This is a genomic window from Vibrio sp. LQ2, from assembly GCF_023920125.1.
Classification (GTDB): Bacteria; Pseudomonadota; Gammaproteobacteria; order Enterobacterales; family Vibrionaceae; genus Vibrio; species Vibrio fluvialis.
In genome coordinates, this window is sequence record NZ_CP085308.1 from 2,931,095 (window position 1) to 2,952,847 (window position 21,753).

Sequence of the window (21,753 nt, forward strand, 5' to 3'; positions counted from 1 at the left end):
TTTAGTAATCTTTTCATCAGTTGAAACGACTGGGGATTCGTCCCATCTTGCCTCTCTTTTTCGATGTGACCTCTTTTCTGCCTTTAGAGGGACCAGCAAAGGTGAGCTGAGAGATTAGAAGTAAAAATTTAAATAAGAAAAGACCCTAAATGGAGTTAACAATGAAAAAAGTAAGTGTAATTGCTGCCGCAGTTGCTGCTACTCTTGCAGCGGGCTCTGCATTCGCAGTGGACTTCAACGGTTACTTCCGCGCTGGTACTGGTATCAGTGGCAATGGTGAAGGTGACTACAAATTCATGGTAAACCGAATCGGTCGTCTAGGTAACGAAAACGACAACTACTACGAGTTCGGTTTCTCTCAAGAGCTGAAAACTGGCGAGCAAACCTGGAAAGTGGATTCCATGCTGGCGAAAGGTGACGACGGTAAATCTGGTTGGGAATCTGACAACGCAGTAAACGTCGCTCAGTTCAACGTTCAAGCTAAAGGCCTGTTCGCTTCAGACCCAGACGCGGTAATGTGGGCGGGTAAACGCTACTACCAACGTAAAGATATCCACATCACTGACTTCTACTTCCTGAACACTTCTGGTACTGGTGGTGGTATCGAAAACGTTTCTCTGGGCAACCAAAAGCTGTCTGTGGCGCTGATGCAAGATGGCGAAACGGATGCTTCAGCGGGCTACATCTTTGATGCGCGTCTGGCGAACATCCCACTGTGGAATAACGCTTCTCTGGAACTGGCTGTTGCGTACAACTTCGCAACTGAAAAAGATTCTCAGAATGAAGCCGCAGATGACGGCATGATGACCAGTGCGATTCTGCACCAAGGTCTGAGCAACGGCTTCAACCAAACTGTATTCCAGGTTGGTACCGCGGGTTACGGTAACCAAGTAGCGAACTTCGGTTCTGGTGCATGGTATTCTCGTGGTACTTCTGAGTACAACGATGCAGTGGGTTACCGCCTAATCAACTGGGGTGTGGTTAAATTTGGCGAGAAATGGGAAATGGGTCACCAGGTTTCATTCCACCACGGTGAAGATATCTCTAACGGCGAAGGCACATCTGATATCTTTACTGCTGTAGTTCGCCCAATGTACAAATGGAATGACACCATGCGTACTATCGGTGAAGCTGGCTACTCTTACGGTGAAGAGAAGATCTCTGGCACCACAACTAAGACTGGCGGTAGCAAGTTTACTGTAGCTCAGGCATGGGCAATGGGTGACAGCTTCTGGTCTCGTCCTGAACTGCGCGTATACGGTTCATACATCACTGATGACGAAGGCACCACGTTCGGCGACAAAGGCGATTCAGACTTTGTTGTAGGTGTTCAAGTCGAAGCTTGGTGGTAATCTGCCACTAAGTCCTAGAAAAATTTAAGTCCATATTCAAATAGCCGACTTAGGTCGGCTATTTTTTTAAGGGTTTATGAGAGCCTTTAAAAAAATAAAAACAGGAGAAGAGTATGTATCTTCGAGCATTACTTTTGGGCGGATGTATCGCGCTGACAGGCTGCCAGTCAGCAACGGTGGTTGAACAACCACAATCAACCTCTGCGCAAGCATTCAGTGTAATCTCCCAGCTTCAAGCGACCAAAGTTAAATTCCCCAGTACCACCAAAATTTCGATCACTCCGTCGACTCAGTATCTGCGCAATGAACAGATTTCGAGCCCGGTTGCGGTATTTGAAATCCCGGCTAACCGCGGCCAGATGTCGCTGACGATCACCAGTGAAATTAAAGATTCGGTGTTTTTCCCACATGTGATGATCACCGACCAACAAGGCAAAGTCGTGGAAAGCTACGACGACTCAGTGTTTGAATACCGCAAGCCGCGCCTGAACTTGGGCAACCGTCTGGTTGCGGATCTGGATTTCTACCCGCCTCAGGGGTATCAGAATCTGTATGTGGTCGTCTACACCAAGGAGTCGGATCTCAAAGACGTGACTTATGTGGCGCATCCGGGACGTATTGACGCCGAAGCGCGTGGCAACTACATGCCAGAGCTGAAAGACATTGCGGTCCCACACAGTCTGACAGGAACGCTGGAACTGGATGTTGCGGGCCCGGGTCTGCTCGGTTTCACCCGCGTAGAATCGCCAGCCAACGCAACTTCCAGCGATCAGGCGAAGGCGCAGATCGTGGTGCAGCCTGATACTCAGGCGTACTACTTCTCGACCATCGAAAAGGCGGTGGAAGCGAACGATATCCCTAAAGCGCTGAGCCTGCTGGATGAAGCGAAAGCACTGGGTATCGAAGGTGCGCAAGAAGTGTTTGTCAAAGCGGTGAACCGCAAATCGGCACAATAAACTCGGTGAGTGCGCGGCCTGAAACGCGCGACTGACCACAATTCTCATTGCTATTTACTTTGCTAGTACCGCACTTCGTCTGGAGTGCGGTACTATTGTTTTTATCGGAACACACTGTAACGCCACGCTGGAATTAAGTTTTTGCTTCTCGCGCCGATACAGTACCAAAGACTGAGTTAAGAACATTATTAGATGAATACCATTGGGATTGCGATTGGCGCGACGGGCCTGTCACTGATATTGATATTTGTGTGGATGATTTCGCTGTCTATTCGCAAAAAGCGTCTGGAAGCGGAAAAGAAAGCCCGTGAGGAAGCCTATCGTAAAGCGCTGGAACGTCAGCGTGACGAGGAGCGCAAAGAACGTCTGTATAAGGCCGAATCTGGTCATGTTCCTACCATGTTGTATCTGGCGAAAGAAGCGGAACGCTCCAACTTGCGCGAAGCGCTGTTCTGGTATGAAAAGGCCGCACACAACGAAAACATCACCGGTATGTACGGTATTGTCCGCATTTGCCAGCGCATCCGTGATGACTACATCCTCAAAGAAAAAGCCAAGTTCTGGCAAAACTACATTCGTGGTCAGGAAGGTGATCTGGGCGCTAAATATGAAACCGGCCGAGCGCTGGTGCATGGCCGTGGCGTCGAAGTGGATGTGTCAAAAGGCATTGCTATGATTCAGGACGCGGCTGAAGATCAGTACATTGATGCGATTCTGTTTATGGGCGACTGGTGTGTATCAAAAGACAACATTGCCCCTGCGCCGGGTGATTCCACCTACTGGTATTCCAAAGCAGCCAAGCTCAACAGCCTGGAAGGGATGATGAAACTCGGTATCAACTACATCAAAGGTATCGGCATTGCAGCAGACTTTCAGAAAGGGGTCTACTGGTTAGAGCGTGCCTGTGAAAAAGGGCACGCCGAAGCCATGTATCATGCTGGTCAAGCCTGGATTGATCGCGGCGCAAACGGCAATGCCATCGCTTATATCTGGCTGTTTCTGTCTGCCTTTTTTGGTTACGAGCCAGCGAAATCGCTGCGCGATCAGGTGGGTGGCCGTATTGGTGTGGATTCTGTGGTTGGCCTGCAATCGCTGTCCAAACCGCTGCAGAAGAAAATCAGCTCAGGTACGGTTAGCAAACATTCTATCATTCGTGCTCTGAACAAACTGTATAAACGCGGGATTCCGGTGCCGAAGAAAGGCGAAGCGATGGATGATGAGGGCATTGCGGACAATGTAAGTGACACGCTGCTTGATGAACTAGATGGTTCGCTGTTTGATGAAGCCTCCGCAGCGGAGACTCCCGCAGAAGAGAAGCCTTCAGCGCTGAACTTCTCTCAGACGTCGATGGATAAATTCTGAGAATCGCGACCATAAAAAAGCCCCGACTGGTCGGGGCTTTTTACTATCTGAGTAACAGATTATGCAGAAGGTTTGTGTTCTGACTGGCAAACGGCTGCCGTGAACACTACGTCTGTTGAGCTGTTCAGAGCAGTTTCTGCTGAGTCCTGAATCACGCCAATGATAAAGCCTACCGCAACAACCTGCATCGCCACATCGTTTGAGATACCGAACAGGCCACAAGCCAGTGGAATCAGCAGCAGTGAACCACCTGCAACGCCTGATGCGCCACAAGCCGAGACCGCAGCCACCACGCTCAGTAGCAGCGCCGTCATCAGGTCAACTTCAATACCCATGGTGTGTACCGCAGCCAGAGTCAGTACTGTGATGGTAATTGCTGCACCAGCCATGTTGATGGTTGCGCCTAGTGGAATCGATACTGAGTAAGTATCTTCATCCAGTTTCAGCTTTTCACACAGTGCCATGTTCACGGGAATGTTGGCTGCACTTGAACGGGTAAAGAACGCGGTGACACCACTTTCACGCAGACATTGGAATACCAGCGGGTATGGGTTAGTGCGGGTTTTTACGTACACAATCAGCGGGTTTACCACCAGTGCGATGATCGCCATTGCGCCCAGCAGTACTGCCAGCAGCTGTGCATAGCCAGCCAGCGCGCCAAAACCAGTCGTTGCAAAGGTAGACGCCACCAGACCGAAGATACCAAATGGGGCCAGACGGATGATGAAGCGCACGATTTGCGACACGCCGTGGCTCAGATCTTCGAAAACCGCTTTGGTGGTTGCCGATGCATGGTGCAGTGCCAGACCCAGGCCGACAGCCCAAGCCAGAATGCCGATGTAGTTGGCTGACATCAGTGCGTTGACTGGGTTATCCACCAATTTGAACAGCAGTGTTTGCAGAACTTCCGTAATGCCTTGAGGAGGAGTTGCACCTTCCGCGCCAGCAACCAGTGTCAATGTGGTTGGGAACATGAAGCTCAGAACCACTGCTGTCAGTGCCGCGGTAAAAGTGCCGAAAAGGTATAGCACGACGATAGGACGCATGTAGGTGTGTTGGTTTTTCTTTTGGTTGGCGATAGATGCGGCAACCAGAATAAAGACCAGAATGGGTGCTACGGCTTTCAGAGCACCGACGAAAAGGCTTCCGAGTAGCCCTGCACTTTGCGCAGTATCCGGAGCGGCAACGGCCAGCACGACACCAAAAATGATACCTGCCAGAATTTGCAGCACGAGGTTACCACGAGCAAAACGGGCAAAAATGTTGTTGCTTTGCATAGTTATCCCTGCGATGAATATATGGTTTGATTTGTAGTTATTTCAGTGGATACCACTGAAGGTAGCCAATATTAACGTCACGGGATAATGTGTCTAGGATTAATTGATAGTTAGAACAAAAAATTACCAATTATGTTGAAATGCAACACATTTTAGGTTATTTGTTAATTATTTGTAGATATTTGGTTGAAAGCAGAGGGTGAAATTTCACCCTCTGTTGTGTAGTCATCAGGCTTTATGGTTGTTTGATGACGTTCTGTGCATTACGTACCATTTTGCTGAAGCGCCGATGTCTGGCGTGGCGTTCGGCGATGGTTTCACTGTTATATAGCTGTTCTGCAAGTAATTTCTGGTAATTCTTCAATCGTCTCGCATCCAGCTCCCCGCTCTCTACGGCGCGATTCACCGCGCAGTCTGGCTCCGATTGATGGCGACAATCACTGAAGCGACATTGCTGCGCCAGCGACTCCACATCAGCAAACGTTTGTGCAACACCGTGTTCACAATCGGCGATTTGCAGTTCACGCATTCCCGGTGTGTCGAGCAATAAAGCGCCGCTTGGCATCGGCAACAGGAAGCGGGCCGTTGTCGTATGACGTCCTTTACTGTCTTGCTCGCGAATGCCTCCGGTCTCTTGAACCTGCTCACCCATCAGTGTGTTGACCAACGTCGATTTCCCGACGCCGGACGAGCCCATCACCGCGATAGTGCGGCCGATTTTGCACCACGAGTGCAGCACCTGACAGCTTTCATTATTGAGCGCGTTGATGGTTTCAACACTCAATAAGGGGCTGAGATCTTGCACCTGACGGCGTTTGTCTTCTGCGTCATCGCACAGATCGGCTTTGGACAACACGATGACAGGCTCGACCTGAGCTTCTCGCGCCAGCGCCAGATAACGTTCGATGCGGCTGAGATTGAAGTCCTGATTGAGAGACGAAACGATGAAGACAGTATCGACGTTTGCCGCAATCAACTGCTCATAGGCGCGATTGCCTGCTGCTTTGCGGCTGAACAGAGATTGTCTATCCAATAGGCGCACAAACTGCTGGCTGTGATCGATAACAATCCAGTCTCCGACAGTCATCGCGGGCAATTTGGCGTGAATGTTGAGATGAAATTCTCCCTGTTCGCTCCAACAGACGTAGCCACTGCGATGGTGCGCAGCAACTCGGGCCAGAGCGTTGTGCTCCATGTCTTCTAAGCTAAGTTGTTGTTGAAATACAGGTCGCCACCCTAACTGTGGCAGTGAGAGAGTGTGTGTATCTGTTAAACTCATTGGTTTACCCCAGACATGCGTAATCACGCTGTCTTGAACGCATTAAAATATGGCTAGGGTCTAAATTGTGTGATGTGACCCCGGTTGAGAACACCGGGCAATTCTAGGGAAGGAAAGGTGAAATTTTGGGTTATGCTTTCTTCACTGAATTTGCGCGGTGGTGAGTAAGTACAATCATAAAATCCTCCTGAGATTAGTTTTTTTGCTAATGCGGTTTCATAATAGCAGAAGAGGTGGATTTGCCCACCTCTTTTTGCCGGATCGAGTCACATTCGCCACTCGATATGTACAAACTGAGTGATCAGTGTTGCATGCCTTTCATGACCTTTTTCACTGGCGCTGTAAACGAGACTTGCTCGCCATCTTTAAACGTCAGTTGAACATCGATCTGTTTGCCTTCCTGAAAAGGCATCTTGAGATCAAACAGCATGATGTGGAAACTGCCAGGTTTCAGCTCCAGAGTGCCGTTGGCCGGAATAGTGAACGCCTCGACCTGACGCATCTTCATCACGTCACCCTCTTTGATAACGTCGTGCAGTTCAACTTTGCCTGCCGCTGGAGTGGAAGCTGCCACGATAAAGCGATCGTGGTCGCTGTTGTTCACCAATTCCGCAAACACCGCGCTGGTCGGGGCATTGGGTGGCGTTGCGCGAGCATACGGATGATGGGCCATGATGTCCGTTTGGGCATAACTGAATGGACTGAGCATCAATCCTGCTAACCACAGAGCCTTCAATTTCATTTCACTATCCTTCTGATGAATTTATTGTTTTTTTAATCGCATCCACGATCGGTGCGGGGTTTTGGGTATGCGGTACTTTGGTGATCAAGGTACCGTCTGGCTTAAGAAAATAGAAATAGGAGCTATGGTCCAAGGTGTATTTCAGTTCTGAATTCGGTAATTCCGTTTTTCTGAAAATCACCCCGTAGCGGTGGGCCAGCGCAGTTGTTACGTCCAGCGGTGCGGACATACCTTCAATCATCGGATGAAAATAGTGGGCGTATGTGGCTGATGCCTCTGCGTTGTCGCGATCAGGATCCAATGAAACAAACATCGGGCGCAGGTGGTTCAGCGTTTTTTCATCCAGTTCATTTAACGCCCCTGCCAGCATGGCGAGTGAGGTCGGGCAGACATCCGGGCAGCGGGTAAAACCAAAATAGATAATGCGAATGCGATCGTCTTTGGGATCGAAAATATTCACCGCTTTATTGTCGGCTCCGAACAGAGTGACCGTCTGTGGGTCCTGTGAGGCAGAAAGTTGGTTTTGTGAATCCCAATACGTTTTCGCTCCAAATCCCAAGGCAAACGCCACCACCAAAATCAACGACCAATTCTTACTCATCTTTGCATCCTTATTGCGGGATAAACTGTTTTATTCCCATCCGTCAATGTTCCGACCCACGTCATGCTGTCGGTGGTGCAAACCGGCAACATCAAATCTGCGGCGTAATGCCCGTTGGCTGAGCGTTTCAGAACAAACTTCGCCTGTCCCATGTCCATCTCTAATCCTTCCAGCGTCAGCAGCAGTGTATCGGCTTTGCTGTCTGGCCATTCAACATCAAGTGGAGTGGCAACCAATGGATGAGCCGTATCTTGTGCCAGCGTCATACTGACACCATCCTGCTCACACGCTTGGCTGGACAGGTGGCAGTAACTCTTCAGGGCTCTGGCTGGCGCTGGGTTCTGAAAATAGTGGACAATATCATTGGCGAAGAACCCCGCCAGTAAAGCGATAACCACAACAACAAATCGAACGACTCTACGCATATTTCTTCCTGATAGCATATCCGTTGCGTGAAATAAGGTAACACTGCGACATTTCATGAGATGAGCAGGGGCTGCAGGCCAGCAACGGAGAAAGGGGAATGGTAGCATAGGTCACTTTAACTGGCTGGAAAGGAAGGAGAAAACTGTGCTGGCAGTCAAGCAAACAAAAAAGGCGGCCAAAGCCACCTTTTGTTTGCGTTTTAACGCGTTACACGTCGTGTGTCTGAGCGAATTTTTCTAACCCCAATACCAGCAGTATTGCACACAGCATCAGTACGATGGCGATACCAAGTTGTGCCGGTTGTGAGGTGATAGCCTCGAAATCAAGCGGGTTGAGGTTGTGTTGCAGCAGCGGAACCTGTTCTCCATGTGAGTTGGTACGCCAACTGACGGTCTCTTTCCATGGCCAGATCTTCGGCAGGGTACCCAGCATCAGTCCGGTCAGGAAGGAAAGCGTAATATCGCGGTAGTGCTTGAGCAACCAGGACAATACGTGCGAGAAACTCAGCAAACCAATCACACAGCCAAGCAGGAACAAGCTGAGAATGTCGACCTGAAGCGATTTCACCGCGCCCAGAACGGGTGTGTACATACCGATCAGCAGCAGAATGAAACTGCCGGAAATGCCAGGCAGAATCATGGCGCAGATGGCAATACCGCCCGCGATCAGCACATTGAGGCTGGTGAACTCCATTTCGAGTGGTTTCAAGACAGTGATGGAATAGGCAAAGGCCACTCCGACCAGAAGCAGCGCCCAGCGCGATAAGCTTTTCTGCTCTATCTGTTTGAGTACGTGATAAACCGAGACCAGTATCAGGCCAAAGAAGAACGACCAGATAGGAATCGGGTGGGTCACGAGCAACCAGGAAATCAGTTTTGCCAGCGTCAGAATACTGGTGAAGATGCCGCCGAACAAAGCGATAAGAAACCAGCCGTTAATATGACGAAACGCTGCGGCAAACCCTTCTCGTTTCCACAAACGTAATAAGCTAGGGTTTACCCGACGGATACTTTCGAGCAGGGTATCGTAGACGCCGGTGATAAAAGCAATGGTACCGCCAGATACACCAGGGACGACATCCGCCGCGCCCATCGCCATGCCTTTCAAAAACGTACTAAAGTAATTCATTGAGAACCTTATTCGAACCAACTGAAGTGTGCAGTATAACCAAAAAATCCAGCCAAATCCGATCGATAAATGTGGATCCGCAAAAGTTTCATTCGCACCTTTATAAGCAATTGCATGACTATGCAACATGATCATTTTTGCAAATTGCAATTATTAATTTGCAAAAAATAAGTCAGGGTTTTCTCAGGAACTGTGTTATTCAGCCCAAAAAAAGGACTTTTAAAGATGGCACGCTTAATGCATAATTCATTTCGACCCTTCTTAAAGCCGAGGGTCACCTAGCCAACTGACGTTGTTAGTGAATAGATTTTTGTTCACACCATACATAAGCCAATCGCGGTTTTGCGATTGGCTCTTTTTTTTCTGGTTAGGTATGATAGCACCACTCCACATCCTCAGTTCACTGACGAATACGGCTCAGTGAACCAGTTCTCACTTAAACATTGATACAGAGACGTGACGTTTTGTCACAACTAAGAGGTTTTCTATAACGACACCGGTATGGTCGTTTATTTGAGCGCCGCTGCTCGGCGGGGTCGCTCGTAGCTCATTAAGGAAGATGAGTGTGAATATAAGAGGTTATATGAATCACATTATCTCCGTGGGCGCGCTGGAATCTTTCCTGATTGCCATCAGCGTGCTGTTTATCGGGCATTTCATCAATGCCAAGTTACCAGTCCTGACAAAATTCAACATTCCTGAACCCATTGTGGGCGGTCTGCTGGTCGCTATTCTGATCACGATTTTGCATTTCAATGGGATTGATCTGGAATTCTCTCTGCCTTTACAAAACACCTTTATGCTGATGTTTTTCAGTACTGTGGGCTTGGCGGCAAACTACACTCAACTGGTCAAAGGTGGCGCCAAAGTCTTCCTGTTTCTTGCTGTCGCTTCCTTCTTTATCATCATTCAGAATGGCGTAGGCGTGACGCTCGCAACGGCGTTAGGGCTGGATCCGCTGATGGGGTTGATTGCGGGTTCAATTACGTTATCCGGTGGTCACGGCACGGGAGCGGCCTGGTCGCAGACTTTCAGCGAAACCTATGGCTTAAGCAATTCGCTGGAAATCGCGATGGCTTCGGCGACGTTTGGTTTGATCGTGGGTGGCTTGATTGGTAGCCCGGTGGCGAAAAAACTGATCGATAAGCACAACTTTGAATCTGAATATGGCCGAGGTACGCAAGCGCACAGTCGTTTCCCGGAGCTGGTGACCTACAACGAGTACGAAGAAGACAAAGTGACCTCTAAAAAGGTGATTGAAGTGTTGTTCGTCCTGCTGATTTGTGTGACAGGCGCGCAGTATCTGGAACGTTGGGTCGAAGCATTGAATATCCGTTGGTTGATGATTCCGGACTTTGTTTACGCACTGTTCATCGGTGTGTTTATTACCAACGTGCTGCAAGTGACCAAAGCTCATAAACTGGATACTGAAACGGTCGATATTCTTGGTACCGTGTCGTTGTCACTGTTTCTGGCCATGGCTTTGATGAGCCTTAAGCTGTGGAACATTTTCGACTTGGCCATCCCTTTCCTGGTGATATTGGCCGTTCAATCGGCGGTGCTGGGGATATTTGCTTACTTCGTGACATTTAAGGTGATGGGCGCCAACTATGATGCGGCCGTGATCTCGGGCGGCCACTGTGGATTTGGCCTCGGTGCAACGCCTACGGCAGTCATGAATATGGGCTCGCTGGTCAACCGGTACGGACCTTCACCTCAAGCCTTTATGGTTGTTCCGATTGTCGGCGCATTCTTTATCGACATCGTGAATCTGATTATCCTGCAAGGTTACATCTCTTTTCTGGGATAAAGAAAAAGGCTCTGCAATGCAGAGCCTTTTTTTAATGCTAAGGGCGATAAATCCTATTCAATATTAAGCGTCAGTTTGGTGCCATTGAACTTGAGCTGGCTCAGCAGATTTTTGGCGTTAGTACGGCCTTGCTCATTGAACTCAAGTCCGTACCGTGCGTAGTGCATGGAGCGCTGTAAGTTACAGATACGTCCGACCAAAGGGGCAAACACTTTGGATCCACGCTTGTCGGCAAAGATTTCAATCGAAACCAGATCCCCGACTTGGTAGGAGCGGCCCAGTGGCGCGGTGATAAAACGGCAGCCGCTTTTCGACAGATCCCGCACTTCACATTCTGATTTACGTTCACTTTGATGCACCTTGCCCGACAGGTTCACTTCATAACGCGGTTCTTTGCGCAGTTGAGTGACTTGCATGGTGTTGGGAATCGAGAGCATCGCCAGAGCGACTGGCTCGTGCAGGATATGCAGCAACTGGCTGCGAAAATGCAGCATCGCGCCTTCACCACGCGGTGAAATCGCACGAACGTTAATCCAGAAGCCTTCCTGAAAGAAGTAGGCGAGATCATCACTGGAAATTTCAGGAATTTCTATCAGCAGGTAAGTGTCGGAATGGGTACCAATAAAAGGGGTCTTACAGATGAATTTGGTACCGACTGGCGTTGTGATGCTCAACGTCAGCTCACTGCCGTGTTCGACCATAGCCAGAGCATCGGTGCTATTAAGCGTGGAAACGGTTTTATGCCGTGAGTTCGATTTGGAACTTCCGGTCTCCGGTTGGGTAGCTACTGACTGTGAACGCATTGATCTCTCCGTATAACGTACTGCTTTATTTTTATTTTTCCTGCAGATTTAACGATTTTATGATTTGATACCGGGAGATTCAATTCAGTTCTGCCACAATTTATTTGAGTTAATTATCAAATTTGGAGCTTAGATGGAACATAAAGTGACACATGATGCACAAAACCACTGTTTTAAGGTGCATTTGGAAGGTGAGGAGTACGCAGTGGTGAAGTATCAGCAAGAAGACGACGTGCTGTATATTACCTCAACACGCGTGCCAGATAGCCTGCAAGGGAAAGGGTACGGAAAGGTGATGATGGAGGCCGTGTTACCGCTTATTGAGCAGCAAGGCCAGACGATTGTGCCGGTATGCAGCTATGTGGGTCACTATCTGACCCGCAATGCTCAATGGCAGCATCTGCGTCACCGCGCTTGATTGCTGTTTGAATCGCTGTGCTCATCGGTTTCACTATCACTCGGATCTGGGGCGGATTTTTGCAGCTTTTCCGGGTGAGCGTGCAGCTCATCGATCAACTCGCGGTCACGCTGGGCAAAATAAATATTCTCAGCGGCCTGACCGCGTAAACGCATCATTTCGACAAAGTCCATGGGTTTGCCACTCCTTACGTTCACTGCTGTAAGTATAGTGACAAACCCCGGGAAGTGCTGTTGCCTCAATCAGGCTTTGATGCGCGCCATGTAATAGGTGCTGATAAACTCGCCTTCACGAAATACCGAGCATTTTGCTTCGCCTTCAATTTCAAATCCGAACTTCTTATAACATGCGATAGCCGCTGCGTTATCACTGTTCACTTCGATTTGAATGCGTTTGATGTTAAGCCAGTTGTCGGCCAGATTGAGCACGGTTTCAATCAGTTGACTGCCAATGCCGTGACCGTGAAATTCGTCATGCACGCCAATACCAAAACTGGCGCAGTGGGCGGTGCGTTCACGTTGCGAAACCTGCATACCGATATTACCCACGACGCGGCCATCCACCTCAGCCACAAAACTGAATACGCCAGCGGGGATGGTTTCCAGTCGTTTCTGCCACATGGCTACTGATGGATGGGGTAATTGCAGCGTTTCTCGCTGCGCTTTCGGTTGAGAATAAATATCGCATAGTGCGCGAGCATCACTGACTTCTGTTGGCCGAATATGAATTTCCATGCTTTCCTTCTTTTTATCTGTTGTTTTTTAACCAATCTAACGAGTTACGCAAGAAATGGAAAGCACTTTGATGCATATCAATTTCAAATTCCGGGTGATTTGGCGCACTGTAAGGTGACGGCGACCAGAGCGTGATCGCTGGCATAGCGATCGGTCTCAAAGTGCGGATTGATCAGATGCTGATCTTCCACGTGAAAGTCACACACGAAAGCGACCGGATAATCGGCTTCACGGCTGAAATCGCTCGACAGCAAAATGTAGTCAAGTACCTGGCCGGAAGCGCCAGTGTAATGGGTCGGTTTCCGCAGCTCGTCACGCGTGTGGCTGAACAGTTCCCAGCTGTCAAAAAGATGATACGGCATAAGCGGTGCGAAGCTATCTGGCTGGCGGAAACGATGGGTGGAACGCAAAGCGGAAAATTCAATGCTGCTCAGTACCTGATTGAAATCCCCCATCAACACCACCGGATGACGGCTTTGTTGCTTACGCTGTACGATTGCTTTGTGCAGTAGGTGTGCTTCTTGTCCGCGCTGCATTGCCGACTGCCAACGGCCGTACAGTTCCTGCTGCCAGGCATTCACCAAGTCATCACTTTGCGGCTCATTGAGCATCGGGCGCTGAGATTTGAAATGCACCACATACACATCGATATGACCCAGAGCCGGATGATGCACCGTCGCGCGAAGCGGTTTGCGGTGAAAGTGAAAGTCCGGCTGTAGGGCGTCCACCGCGACAACGTCGCTGAGTGGATAACGTGAGGCAATGCCAACAACCGGAGATGAGTAAATGTAGTCATCGCTGACCTGCGGCGTGTCAATGACTTCGAAGTATGGATAGCCCAGATCATGCATCTGCTCACGCAAGGCGTCGGCACTGAAAATCTCCTGGAAACCAATCACATCAGCATTCAGCTCAATCAGTTTATGATTCAGCCAACGCTGTTTTTGCTGCCACTGTGTAACCTCATAGATGTTGTTGAACTCATAGAAGGCATTAGGCGGAGCGAGATAGTTCAATAAGTTGGCGGTGGCAAAACGAACCTGCATACGATACCTCGGAATTCAGCGTTATCACCTTATGGTGCCGTTGCGACGACACGCTGGAAAAGAAGGATGTGTTACAAAAGGTTACACCGGAGATAAGTTTGGGTAAACTGGCAATCCGATTGATAAGGATGATAATAATTCTCATGGAAGCGAAGACTTGGCGTACGCCACAAAACTTTCTGCTGATCATATCCATTATTGTGCCCATTGCGTTTTCCAGCTGGATGGCACTGCTCAACAATTTCGTGATCGAGAAAGCCAACTTTAACGGTGCCGATATCGGCCTGCTGCAAAGCGTGCGGGAGATCCCCGGCTTTTTGTCTTTTACGGCGGTGTTTGTGCTGCTGTTCATTCGTGAGCAACGTTTTTTGGTCTTGTCGCTGGGAATGCTGACAATTGGTACGGCGATTACTGGCTTGTTCCCGACACTGACCGGATTGTTGCTGACGACATTGTTGATGTCGACCGGCTTTCACTATTTCGAGACGCTGAAGCAGTCGCTGTCGCTGCAGTGGTTGAAGAAAGATGAAGCGCCGGAGATGCTCGGCAAGCTGATTTCAGTCGGTGCATTGGCGTCGCTGCTGACTTACGGCGCACTGTGGGTGATGCTGGAACAGCTGCAACTGAGTTTTAAATGGGTGTATGGCATTACTGGTGGTGTGGCGTTTGCGCTGGTGGTCGTGATTGCTTTTGCGTTTCCGGAGTTTAAATCGGAAACCCCGCAAAATAAAAAGTTGGTGCTACGCAAGCGATACTGGCTCTATTACGCGCTGACTTTCATGAGCGGCGCGCGCCGTCAGATTTTTACCGTGTTTGCGGGCTTTTTGATGGTGGAAAAATTTGGCTATACGGCTGCTGATATCACGTTGTTATTCCTGATCAACTACGTATTCAACTTCCTGTTTGCCAAACGTATCGGTCGTTTTATCGGTGTGGTCGGGGAGCGTAAAGCGCTGTTGTTTGAGTACACGGGACTGATTCTGGTGTTCGTCGGATATGGTCTGGTTACCGATGCGCACTGGGCCGCTGGGCTGTATGTGGTTGATCATCTGTTTTTTGCGCTGGCGTTGGCTGTGAAAACCTATTTTCAGAAGATCGCCGATCCGGCTGACATGGCATCTACCGCCGGAGTAGCTTTTACCATCAACCACATTGCCGCCGTCGTGATTCCGGTCAGCTTTGGGTTGTTGTGGCTGGTATCGCCGGCAGCGGTATTCTTTATTGGCGCCGGCATGGCGGGTGTTTCTTTTGTGCTATCGCTGAACATTCCGCGTCAGCCGGAAGAGGGTAACGAAGTACGTGTGCTGCGCTGGAGCTGACGTTCTCACGGATAAGAAAAAACCGCCGAAGTTCGGCGGTTTTTTTGTCAGTCCGGATTAATGATCCAGATAGAGGTAGTTTTGCCAGCTCTTCATACGAATCAAAACTTTACGCATAATGGATACATGCTCAAAGGTATCGGAGTACACCGCCACTTCGGCATTGGTACCCAGTGGTAGGTTGAACTCACTCATGTCATCAGTGATGCGCAGTTTCACCAACACGCGGCCCTGAGTATTCAGCGCCTGAGTGCCAAGCAGTGAACCTCGTGCCTGAATCTGGCCTTCTGCAATCGCGGGAATGACTTCAACCACTTCACCTTTAAACACTCTGCCGGGCAGTGCGCGGAACAGAAATTCTGCTTCAAAACCCGGATGCAGGCGTTGCAGAGAGTTCTGGCGGAATGCTCCCACGTAGTATTTCTCTTCGGTATGCACAAAGGTCATCACCGGAGCCAGAGGCAGCGGAACTGCCATCATACCCGGGCGCAGGGCCAGTTGGGTGACGTAGCCATCGGTTGGCGCGCGAACGACAGTCTCATCAAGATTAAACTGAGCTTGTGTCAATTCTGCACGGATACGTGCAACCGTGGTGTTCTCACCGTCGATCTGAGATTCAAATGCCAGTTTCGCTTCATTTTCCAAAGCCTGAGCGACTTCCAGTGCAGCCTGAGCGGATTTGTAAGCCTGACGAGTGGTATCGACCTGTTGCGCGGTAAATGCGCCGCGCTTGTAGCCTTTCTCGTAACGGGCGGCTTCGCGTTTGGCTTTATCGCGTTCAGCTTCGGCTTTTACTGTCGATGCCGTCGCTTGCTTGTATGCAGACTCCAGTCTCAGCACATCTTGCTCCGCCTCTGCCAGCGCAGCTTGCTTCTGCACGACAGCGGCTTCAAAGGGTACAGGGTCAAGTTTGAACAGAATATCGCCTTTATGCAGCGGTGTGTTCGGTTCGACATCGACTTCGATGACTTTACCACGCACGCTCGAAACGATAGGTGTGGTGTTGTACACCTGACCACCAATCGAGGTAAACGGATGGTTGTAGTTCATCAATAGGATCAGCGTACCGATCAGCACCACGCCGCCCAGCACTGCGGTCGGCACCGTCCATTTGTTGAGCGGAATTTTGAAGATTTTGAAAATCGCGATACAGATAGCGGTGTAGGTCAGAATGAGTAGTAAATCCATTAGTTGTGCTCCTCATTCTTTTCTGACGGTTGCGCGCTGGTTTTAGGCCGTTTGAGAGCCGCTACTTCGGCCTTGAGTGCCGCGATTTCGTCGATCAGTTCATCGACGCGGTGATGAATATCGTGTTGTTCTTCTTGTAGTTTGGCAAAACCCCAGCCGCGATCCGGGCGCCACAGCGTTGCCCAAATCCAGAGAAATGGCCACAGGACATGAAGCGTGAAAAGGCTGACCCAGCCCGCAACGTGAATCGCATCCTGATGCGGATGGTTGCGCTCTTTGGATATTTCATAAGGGATGTCGTGGATGACGATAATGCCGTAAAAAATAACCAAGGCAACGAAGATTAATACCCCGAGGGCAAAATAATCTAAAAACATGAAAGAGTCCTTGTAACCAAGTAAGAAAAGTGGGCGTAATCATGAGAGATAACACCTATTTATATTAAACAAGTTTTAGTGATTTAATCTGAATAAAATGACCAAATAACGTAAATAATGACGCTAATTTGGGCCATGCTTCACATCCAAGAGTGGGAATGCAAGTGGCGACACTGCAACCTCGTGTCGCCAGAGTGGTGAGACTATTCTGTGCAGACTTGGTTCCGGCCATTTGCTTTGGCCCGGTAAAGTGCTTTGTCTGCGCGGTAAAACGTGCGTTGCGTATTCTCACCGTCACGATGCAAAGTAATGCCGATACTGACGGTCAGGCCGCGCTCGCCGAGAATCTCCGGCCAGTTAAACTGGTAGATGCGCTCGCGAAACGCTTCCGCATGTTTAGTGGCTTCTTCCAGTGTCGCGTTTTCCAGAATGACCAGAAACTCTTCGCCACCAAAGCGGATGCAAGAGGTGCCTTGGAAATCGAAGTAGTTCGCGATTTCATTCGAGACATTGACGATGGCTTTGTCTCCCACCAAATGGCTCAGCTCATCGTTGATGGATTTAAAATGGTCAATATCGACAACCAGAAATGCAAATGAAGCTTCGTTAAGCAGCAGGTCTTTGAGTTTAACTTCCAGCCAGCGTCGGTTGTGCAGCCGGGTCATCGGGTCGGTAAATACGTCCTGTTGCAGCTGTGCTACGGTGTTTTTCTGATTTTCCGTGGTCTCTTTGAGTTCGCGGTTTTCCAGCTCTGAGAGGATCAGTTTTAACTGTAATTCAAAGCGCGACAGACGACGCAGCTGAGTGGCGCCCAGCTCTCCAATCGGAATGTGTTTCATCAAATCGGATTCGATTTGAAAGCCCTTTTTCTCGTAGGTCAGCGCTTTTTGATACAAGCCCTGACGCTCGCATACATGACTGAACGCTTCATACAGGCGCTTTTCCAGAATCGGCGCAACCAAGTTGGGCAGACGCTTCTCTGTTGACTCCAGAAGGAAAGTGGAGAAATGAGGCTTTTCCATCTCTACAAGGCAATATACTTTTTCAATCCGGATCATGTTCGACAACCAGGTCGAATGCACATTGCCCAGGGTGTACTGCACATTACTCAGGGTCGAGATGGCCTGCGCCAACTTGCCTTGCTCACGATAGAGTTTTGCCTGATAAAGCAGAATTTGGCCGCTTAGCGTTTTGTCGCTGACCAGAATACTCAGCTCTTCACACTCCTTGATCAGATCGTTGGCGGCTGTAAAACGGCGCAAGTGCAGGTAACACGCCAACATATAGAGTTTGTAGCGCAGACGCAGCGAGCGGCTGGAGATAGCGTGATCGATGCTGTCGATTTTTTGGTAGTAACGTAGCGCTCGGTTATGGTCGCCATAGGCATCACACAGGTTGCCCATACCTAAAATTGCCAGTACATAGTCATCAATGAAACCATGTTCTACCGCGAGATTGGAGGCAGACACATATTCGTTGAGGGCGGCGTTGTAATCGCCGTGCTCGACCAGACGATCACTTAAACTGTTTTTCAGCGATAGGATAAGCTCAATATGCTGACTACCTGATAACAACTTCAGTGCCGCACTGAGCTCGTCGATACTTTCTTGAAGGCGATTCATTTCGGCGTGGTATTCCGCGCTGAACGTCAGGCTGAGCGCCTTTTCTTCCGGCGTGGTCGCAATATGCTGGCGCACATGATTCCAGAAATTGATCGCCTCATCCCCCGAGACAGCAGTCGCATCCAGCCCGGCATCTTGAATCTTATTGAGTAGGACTTCCATACGACTCTTCCTGTAATGACATCTCTTCGAGCTGTTCGAGGGTAAACGGGAAACTGAGAATGCTGTGCAGCGTGACATTGGGCATCTCGCCGCTCAACTCTTTGCGCTGCCAAGGATAAATTTCGATCATGTTCAGCAAAGTCTGGTAAACCTGCTCTGCTGCCTCATCCTTCTCAGCCAGTAGTAAGCCAAGACGCTGGCTGCTGATCCGCGAGAGCAAATCGTTGTGCGCACACAACGAGTGAACCAGTTCTGTGCACACATCGAGAAAATGTGGGTCGCGGTGTTGAATCACAATCACCGAATGGCTGGAGTGTTGCAATTCGGCTTTGAACTCCATCATCTGTTCCCACCAATAGGTTTCGGACACCACGTTGGAGAGATGTTTTTCCGGATCGTACTCGTGTTGGCTGCGCACCCGGTTAATCAGTTTGCGCGCCCGCTGCTCCATCTGTCGTTTCGAGGCGCGAGCTTTGTCACGGCCGACCAGAATCGTCTGCTCTCGCAGCATGGTGATGGAAAACTTGCGATATTTGCGAAAAGCTTCCAGTGCACTTTTAAAATCCCCGCTCTCTTCAGCCACTCTGGATTGCTGAAAGCAGATTTGAGACAGCAATTCACCGTTGTCAAACTTCTCTGCGGAGACTTCAGCGGCATGCAGCAGCTCACTCGCTTTGTCGAGATTTTTGCGCAGCAGCTCCAGTCGCGCGCGGCTGATGTAAGAGTGCGCTTTCATCCACACGAGATCGTGTTTGACCGCCAGTTCGTGGGCGCGCTGGGTGGCGTCTTCAGCATCTGCCAAGCGTTCGAGACCCAGCAGCGCCAAGCCACGAAAGTCCCATACTTCCGCTTGCCACGTGCGATCCGAATGGCCGCGTAGCACTTCTTCGGCACCATCCAGCACGGTGAGCATGTCGACGTATTGCTCCAGCAGATACAGGTCCCAAGCCCACAGAATGCGCGCTTTGCCTTCCAGCCAGTGAATGCGGGTGTTGTTGGCGACTTTAACGGCGAGCTCGTGGGTTGATGCCGCAAGCTTGTATTCATTAGTAATGCGCCACACATTGCCCAGACCAATCAGACACTCGATGAGAATTTCGTTTTCATCAACCAAGGCGGCCTGTTCCAGGGCATTAATCCAGAATTGCTGAGCAGTATAGTATTTGGCTTGCCCCCAGAAATGCAGTGCATGCACGTGGAGAATTTCGGGCAAGTAGTCGTCGGTGTCGAGGCTGTTTTGGTAGGTGAATGCTTGTTTGATGGTTTTGAGGCCGCGGCGATAATCCATATTGCACCATAGGCAGCGCGACATGATGATCAGAGACTGCAGAATACCGTCTGAAAACCCGAGTTGCGTTGCTCGGCTCAGACATTGTTCTGCCACCGCCAGGACTTGCTGCGGTTCAGATTCTATGCGATGCCTGAGCTGGTCGATTTCGAGTTCGAGAAGGTACTGGCTTTTATCCAAACTGCATAATCCTTGGCGTTACGGTCCAAACGACAGACTCATTATATTGAGCTGCTAATTTTTCGCATCCATTACTGCAATAAATTGAGTTTATTTACAATTCGTCTAAGCATTTATTGACCTTAGTTCACATTTTAATGCTAGACAAATCGCCAAAACGTTTAGGACAAAAGTTCTTTCAGCGTCAGTGGGTGCTGAGTGACGCCCAGATTCTGAGCGGCGGTAAATCCTTGTTTATCTTGATAACAAAGGTTGTGCCAGGCGCGGAAAATATCCAGCAGCGGTTGTAGGCCACCCGGACGCAGTTTGCGTCGTGGTTCGTTGATGAACGACTCAAACAGCAACTGGAAACGTTGTTGGTAAAACTCTATCTGGCGAATGGAAGCCGATTGCAGCCACTGCTGCGGATCGGCGTTGTTTCCGGCGAGATAACAGATCCCTTTGTCGCCTTGATTCTGGCTGGCAATCGCCCAGCGGTCGCGCCACCATCCCATCAGCACAATGTCGATTTTGTTGAAATTCAGCTCCGAATTCCAGCCGCTGTCCTCTTCCACGTACATCAGATCCACGGTGTTGTTGCGGATACGCGGCAGACAAACACTGAGCGCCGCAGAACGTAGTACCGGATCCTGAGGCATGAAAATCGAAACCCGTTTTTCGCTCTCACACATATCCAGTACATGCAGATAGTGGGCGTAGGAGGTATACGGTGGACGAATCAGCGCCCCTTTGGACGGATAATGGAACGAGGTGAGGTTGCCCATCGGGTCTTCCACATTACCTCGTGCCAGAATGGTTTGGTATTTCTGATCGATGCGCTCACGCAGTACAGGTGATGGCGGTGGAACGGGCAGATTGGCTTCGGCGGAGTGCTCACGCGAAACAAATCGCGCAGGGTAGTCGTAAGGGTTGTGATCGGCACTCCCGGCTGGTTCTTCCTGTGCAGAGTAGTTCACGTGCTGACACAGAATGTAGCCAGTGCGCGCATCGCCAGTTGCAATCCACAATACGCCGTTGTTGCTGCGAGGCTGGAGGGGCATATAACGGGAGGCAAACTGGAACGAATCTGCATGGTTCACCCAGCGGGCATCAATCATCGCCAGTTTGCGTCGGCAGCGGCTGGCAATGTGATCCACGTGATCATAGAAGGTTTTCGGATTGATGCTGAGCTTGCGACAGATCTCGCGCACGGAGTAGCCCATAAAGAGCAGACCGAGCAAGGTCTCTTGAAAACTGAGCTTTTTATTAGCGCCGGACCATTTATCAACGAAAGTCGACTGGCACTGCTTACAGCGGTAGCGTTGACGATCGCCACTGTAACCAAAGGCATGGTAGAGATGTTTGTGCGTATGAACCGACAAGCCGAAGTTCGCGCAGTCGTTATTCCGACACGCAGGCAACCCCTCGCTATGTAACTGACGCAGACGGTGCAGCTCGTTTAACACTTCTCGGTTGTTAAGTAAGGGGGGGAAAGCTCCACATTCACGACAAACCATCGTTGGACGCTTGGGGTTCGCACGCTGCAAAACATAACGTTCTGCATCACTCAAGCCAAAGTTGTCACACGCCAATGTTTTACAAAAGTTGAGCTGTAAACCATCAGCATCCGCCGGTAATTGGTCGTTAGACACGATCGCCCCCTCGGGGTAATTCTGGCAACCGGGTCTGTGACCCGGCTGCGGA

21 protein-coding genes are annotated in these 21,753 nt (G+C 49.9%); 6 read left to right on the forward strand and 15 right to left on the reverse strand.

Annotated features, from left to right (window positions below; translation table 11 throughout):
• Nucleotides 1-161: 161 nt before the first annotated feature.
• The 3 genes from lamB (at nt 162) to LGV68_RS13740 (ending at nt 3,670) form a co-directional block, all read left to right on the forward strand.
• A complete protein-coding gene (lamB, locus tag LGV68_RS13730) occupies nt 162-1,352 on the forward strand; it encodes a maltoporin LamB (RefSeq protein ID WP_100268218.1) in 1,191 nt (396 codons plus the stop codon).
• A 113-nt stretch (nt 1,353-1,465) separates the two neighbouring features.
• The gene (locus LGV68_RS13735; protein WP_020329617.1) at nt 1,466-2,308 is read left to right on the forward strand and encodes a MalM family protein; all 843 of its coding nucleotides are present in this window, start codon (nt 1,466-1,468) and stop codon (nt 2,306-2,308) included.
• A 192-nt stretch (nt 2,309-2,500) separates the two neighbouring features.
• Nucleotides 2,501-3,670, forward strand: coding sequence for a tetratricopeptide repeat protein (locus tag LGV68_RS13740; RefSeq protein WP_172571539.1), 1,170 nt, complete (start codon nt 2,501-2,503; stop codon nt 3,668-3,670).
• 59 nt (nt 3,671-3,729) lie between these two features.
• Here LGV68_RS13740 and sstT read toward each other — a convergent pair whose 3' ends face one another.
• From sstT to LGV68_RS13770, 6 genes are all read right to left on the reverse strand, one after another.
• Nucleotides 3,730-4,947 carry a serine/threonine transporter SstT gene (gene sstT / locus LGV68_RS13745; protein ID WP_020329619.1) on the reverse strand — a complete coding sequence of 406 codons (1,218 nt, stop codon included), beginning with the start codon at nt 4,945-4,947 and terminating at the stop codon, nt 3,730-3,732.
• Nucleotides 4,948-5,182: 235 nt separating this feature from the next.
• Nucleotides 5,183-6,226 (reverse strand): ribosome small subunit-dependent GTPase A, encoded by a 1,044-nt coding sequence (rsgA, locus tag LGV68_RS13750; RefSeq protein ID WP_172571538.1) that lies wholly within the window; start codon nt 6,224-6,226, stop codon nt 5,183-5,185.
• A 301-nt stretch (nt 6,227-6,527) separates the two neighbouring features.
• Nucleotides 6,528-6,968, reverse strand: a complete 441-nt coding sequence (locus LGV68_RS13755) for a copper chaperone PCu(A)C (protein ID WP_024375488.1) — start codon at nt 6,966-6,968, stop codon at nt 6,528-6,530.
• Nucleotides 6,969-6,972: 4 nt separating this feature from the next.
• Nucleotides 6,973-7,569, reverse strand: coding sequence for an SCO family protein (locus tag LGV68_RS13760; protein ID WP_252535479.1), 597 nt, complete (start codon nt 7,567-7,569; stop codon nt 6,973-6,975).
• Nucleotides 7,566-7,994, reverse strand: a complete 429-nt coding sequence (locus tag LGV68_RS13765) for a hypothetical protein (RefSeq protein ID WP_020329623.1) — start codon at nt 7,992-7,994, stop codon at nt 7,566-7,568. The genes LGV68_RS13760 and LGV68_RS13765 overlap by 4 nt, the downstream gene beginning before the upstream one ends.
• A gap of 208 nt (nt 7,995-8,202) precedes the next feature.
• Complete coding sequence (locus LGV68_RS13770; RefSeq protein ID WP_252535480.1) at nt 8,203-9,123, reverse strand: DUF368 domain-containing protein; 921 nt, start codon at nt 9,121-9,123, stop codon at nt 8,203-8,205.
• Between the two features lie 583 nt (nt 9,124-9,706).
• Here LGV68_RS13770 and gltS point away from each other — a divergent pair.
• A complete protein-coding gene (gltS, locus tag LGV68_RS13775; protein ID WP_020329625.1) occupies nt 9,707-10,933 on the forward strand; it encodes a sodium/glutamate symporter in 1,227 nt (408 codons plus the stop codon).
• A gap of 53 nt (nt 10,934-10,986) precedes the next feature.
• Here gltS and LGV68_RS13780 read toward each other — a convergent pair whose 3' ends face one another.
• Nucleotides 10,987-11,634: a flagellar brake protein gene (locus LGV68_RS13780; protein ID WP_020430156.1), complete on the reverse strand. Its 648-nt coding sequence runs from the start codon at nt 11,632-11,634 to the stop codon at nt 10,987-10,989.
• Between the two features lie 235 nt (nt 11,635-11,869).
• Here LGV68_RS13780 and LGV68_RS13785 point away from each other — a divergent pair, with 235 nt between their 5' ends.
• On the forward strand, nt 11,870-12,154 hold the full coding sequence (locus LGV68_RS13785; protein ID WP_222751966.1) for a GNAT family N-acetyltransferase: 285 nt from the start codon (nt 11,870-11,872) through the stop codon (nt 12,152-12,154).
• On the opposite strand, the gene LGV68_RS13790 is transcribed toward LGV68_RS13785, so the two are convergent.
• The 3 genes from LGV68_RS13790 to LGV68_RS13800 form a co-directional block, all read right to left on the reverse strand.
• The gene (locus tag LGV68_RS13790) at nt 12,142-12,327 is read right to left on the reverse strand and encodes a hypothetical protein (RefSeq protein ID WP_202643335.1); all 186 of its coding nucleotides are present in this window, start codon (nt 12,325-12,327) and stop codon (nt 12,142-12,144) included. The genes LGV68_RS13785 and LGV68_RS13790 overlap by 13 nt on opposite strands.
• Nucleotides 12,328-12,396: 69 nt before the next feature.
• Nucleotides 12,397-12,888: a GNAT family N-acetyltransferase gene (locus tag LGV68_RS13795; protein ID WP_020329629.1), complete on the reverse strand. Its 492-nt coding sequence runs from the start codon at nt 12,886-12,888 to the stop codon at nt 12,397-12,399.
• An 83-nt stretch (nt 12,889-12,971) separates the two neighbouring features.
• Entirely contained in the window at nt 12,972-13,934 is a 963-nt protein-coding gene (locus tag LGV68_RS13800) for an endonuclease/exonuclease/phosphatase family protein (RefSeq protein WP_222748137.1), read from the reverse strand.
• Between the two features lie 143 nt (nt 13,935-14,077).
• Here LGV68_RS13800 and LGV68_RS13805 point away from each other — a divergent pair, with 143 nt between their 5' ends.
• The gene (locus LGV68_RS13805) at nt 14,078-15,253 is read left to right on the forward strand and encodes an MFS transporter (RefSeq protein ID WP_020329631.1); all 1,176 of its coding nucleotides are present in this window, start codon (nt 14,078-14,080) and stop codon (nt 15,251-15,253) included.
• A gap of 57 nt (nt 15,254-15,310) precedes the next feature.
• Here LGV68_RS13805 and LGV68_RS13810 read toward each other — a convergent pair whose 3' ends face one another.
• The 5 genes from LGV68_RS13810 to LGV68_RS13830 form a co-directional block, all read right to left on the reverse strand.
• Nucleotides 15,311-16,441 (reverse strand): HlyD family secretion protein, encoded by a 1,131-nt coding sequence (locus LGV68_RS13810; protein WP_055452272.1) that lies wholly within the window; start codon nt 16,439-16,441, stop codon nt 15,311-15,313.
• The gene (locus tag LGV68_RS13815) at nt 16,441-16,818 is read right to left on the reverse strand and encodes a DUF3302 domain-containing protein (RefSeq protein WP_212572147.1); all 378 of its coding nucleotides are present in this window, start codon (nt 16,816-16,818) and stop codon (nt 16,441-16,443) included. The genes LGV68_RS13810 and LGV68_RS13815 overlap by 1 nt, the downstream gene beginning before the upstream one ends.
• Nucleotides 16,819-17,021: 203 nt before the next feature.
• Nucleotides 17,022-18,602 carry a GGDEF domain-containing protein gene (locus tag LGV68_RS13820; RefSeq protein ID WP_024375441.1) on the reverse strand — a complete coding sequence of 527 codons (1,581 nt, stop codon included), beginning with the start codon at nt 18,600-18,602 and terminating at the stop codon, nt 17,022-17,024.
• Nucleotides 18,583-20,070 (reverse strand): hypothetical protein, encoded by a 1,488-nt coding sequence (locus tag LGV68_RS13825; protein ID WP_024375442.1) that lies wholly within the window; start codon nt 20,068-20,070, stop codon nt 18,583-18,585. Before LGV68_RS13825 ends, LGV68_RS13820 begins: the two co-directional genes overlap by 20 nt.
• 161 nt (nt 20,071-20,231) lie before the next feature.
• Nucleotides 20,232-21,701: a hypothetical protein gene (locus LGV68_RS13830; RefSeq protein ID WP_020329636.1), complete on the reverse strand. Its 1,470-nt coding sequence runs from the start codon at nt 21,699-21,701 to the stop codon at nt 20,232-20,234.
• Nucleotides 21,702-21,753 lie beyond the last annotated feature (52 nt).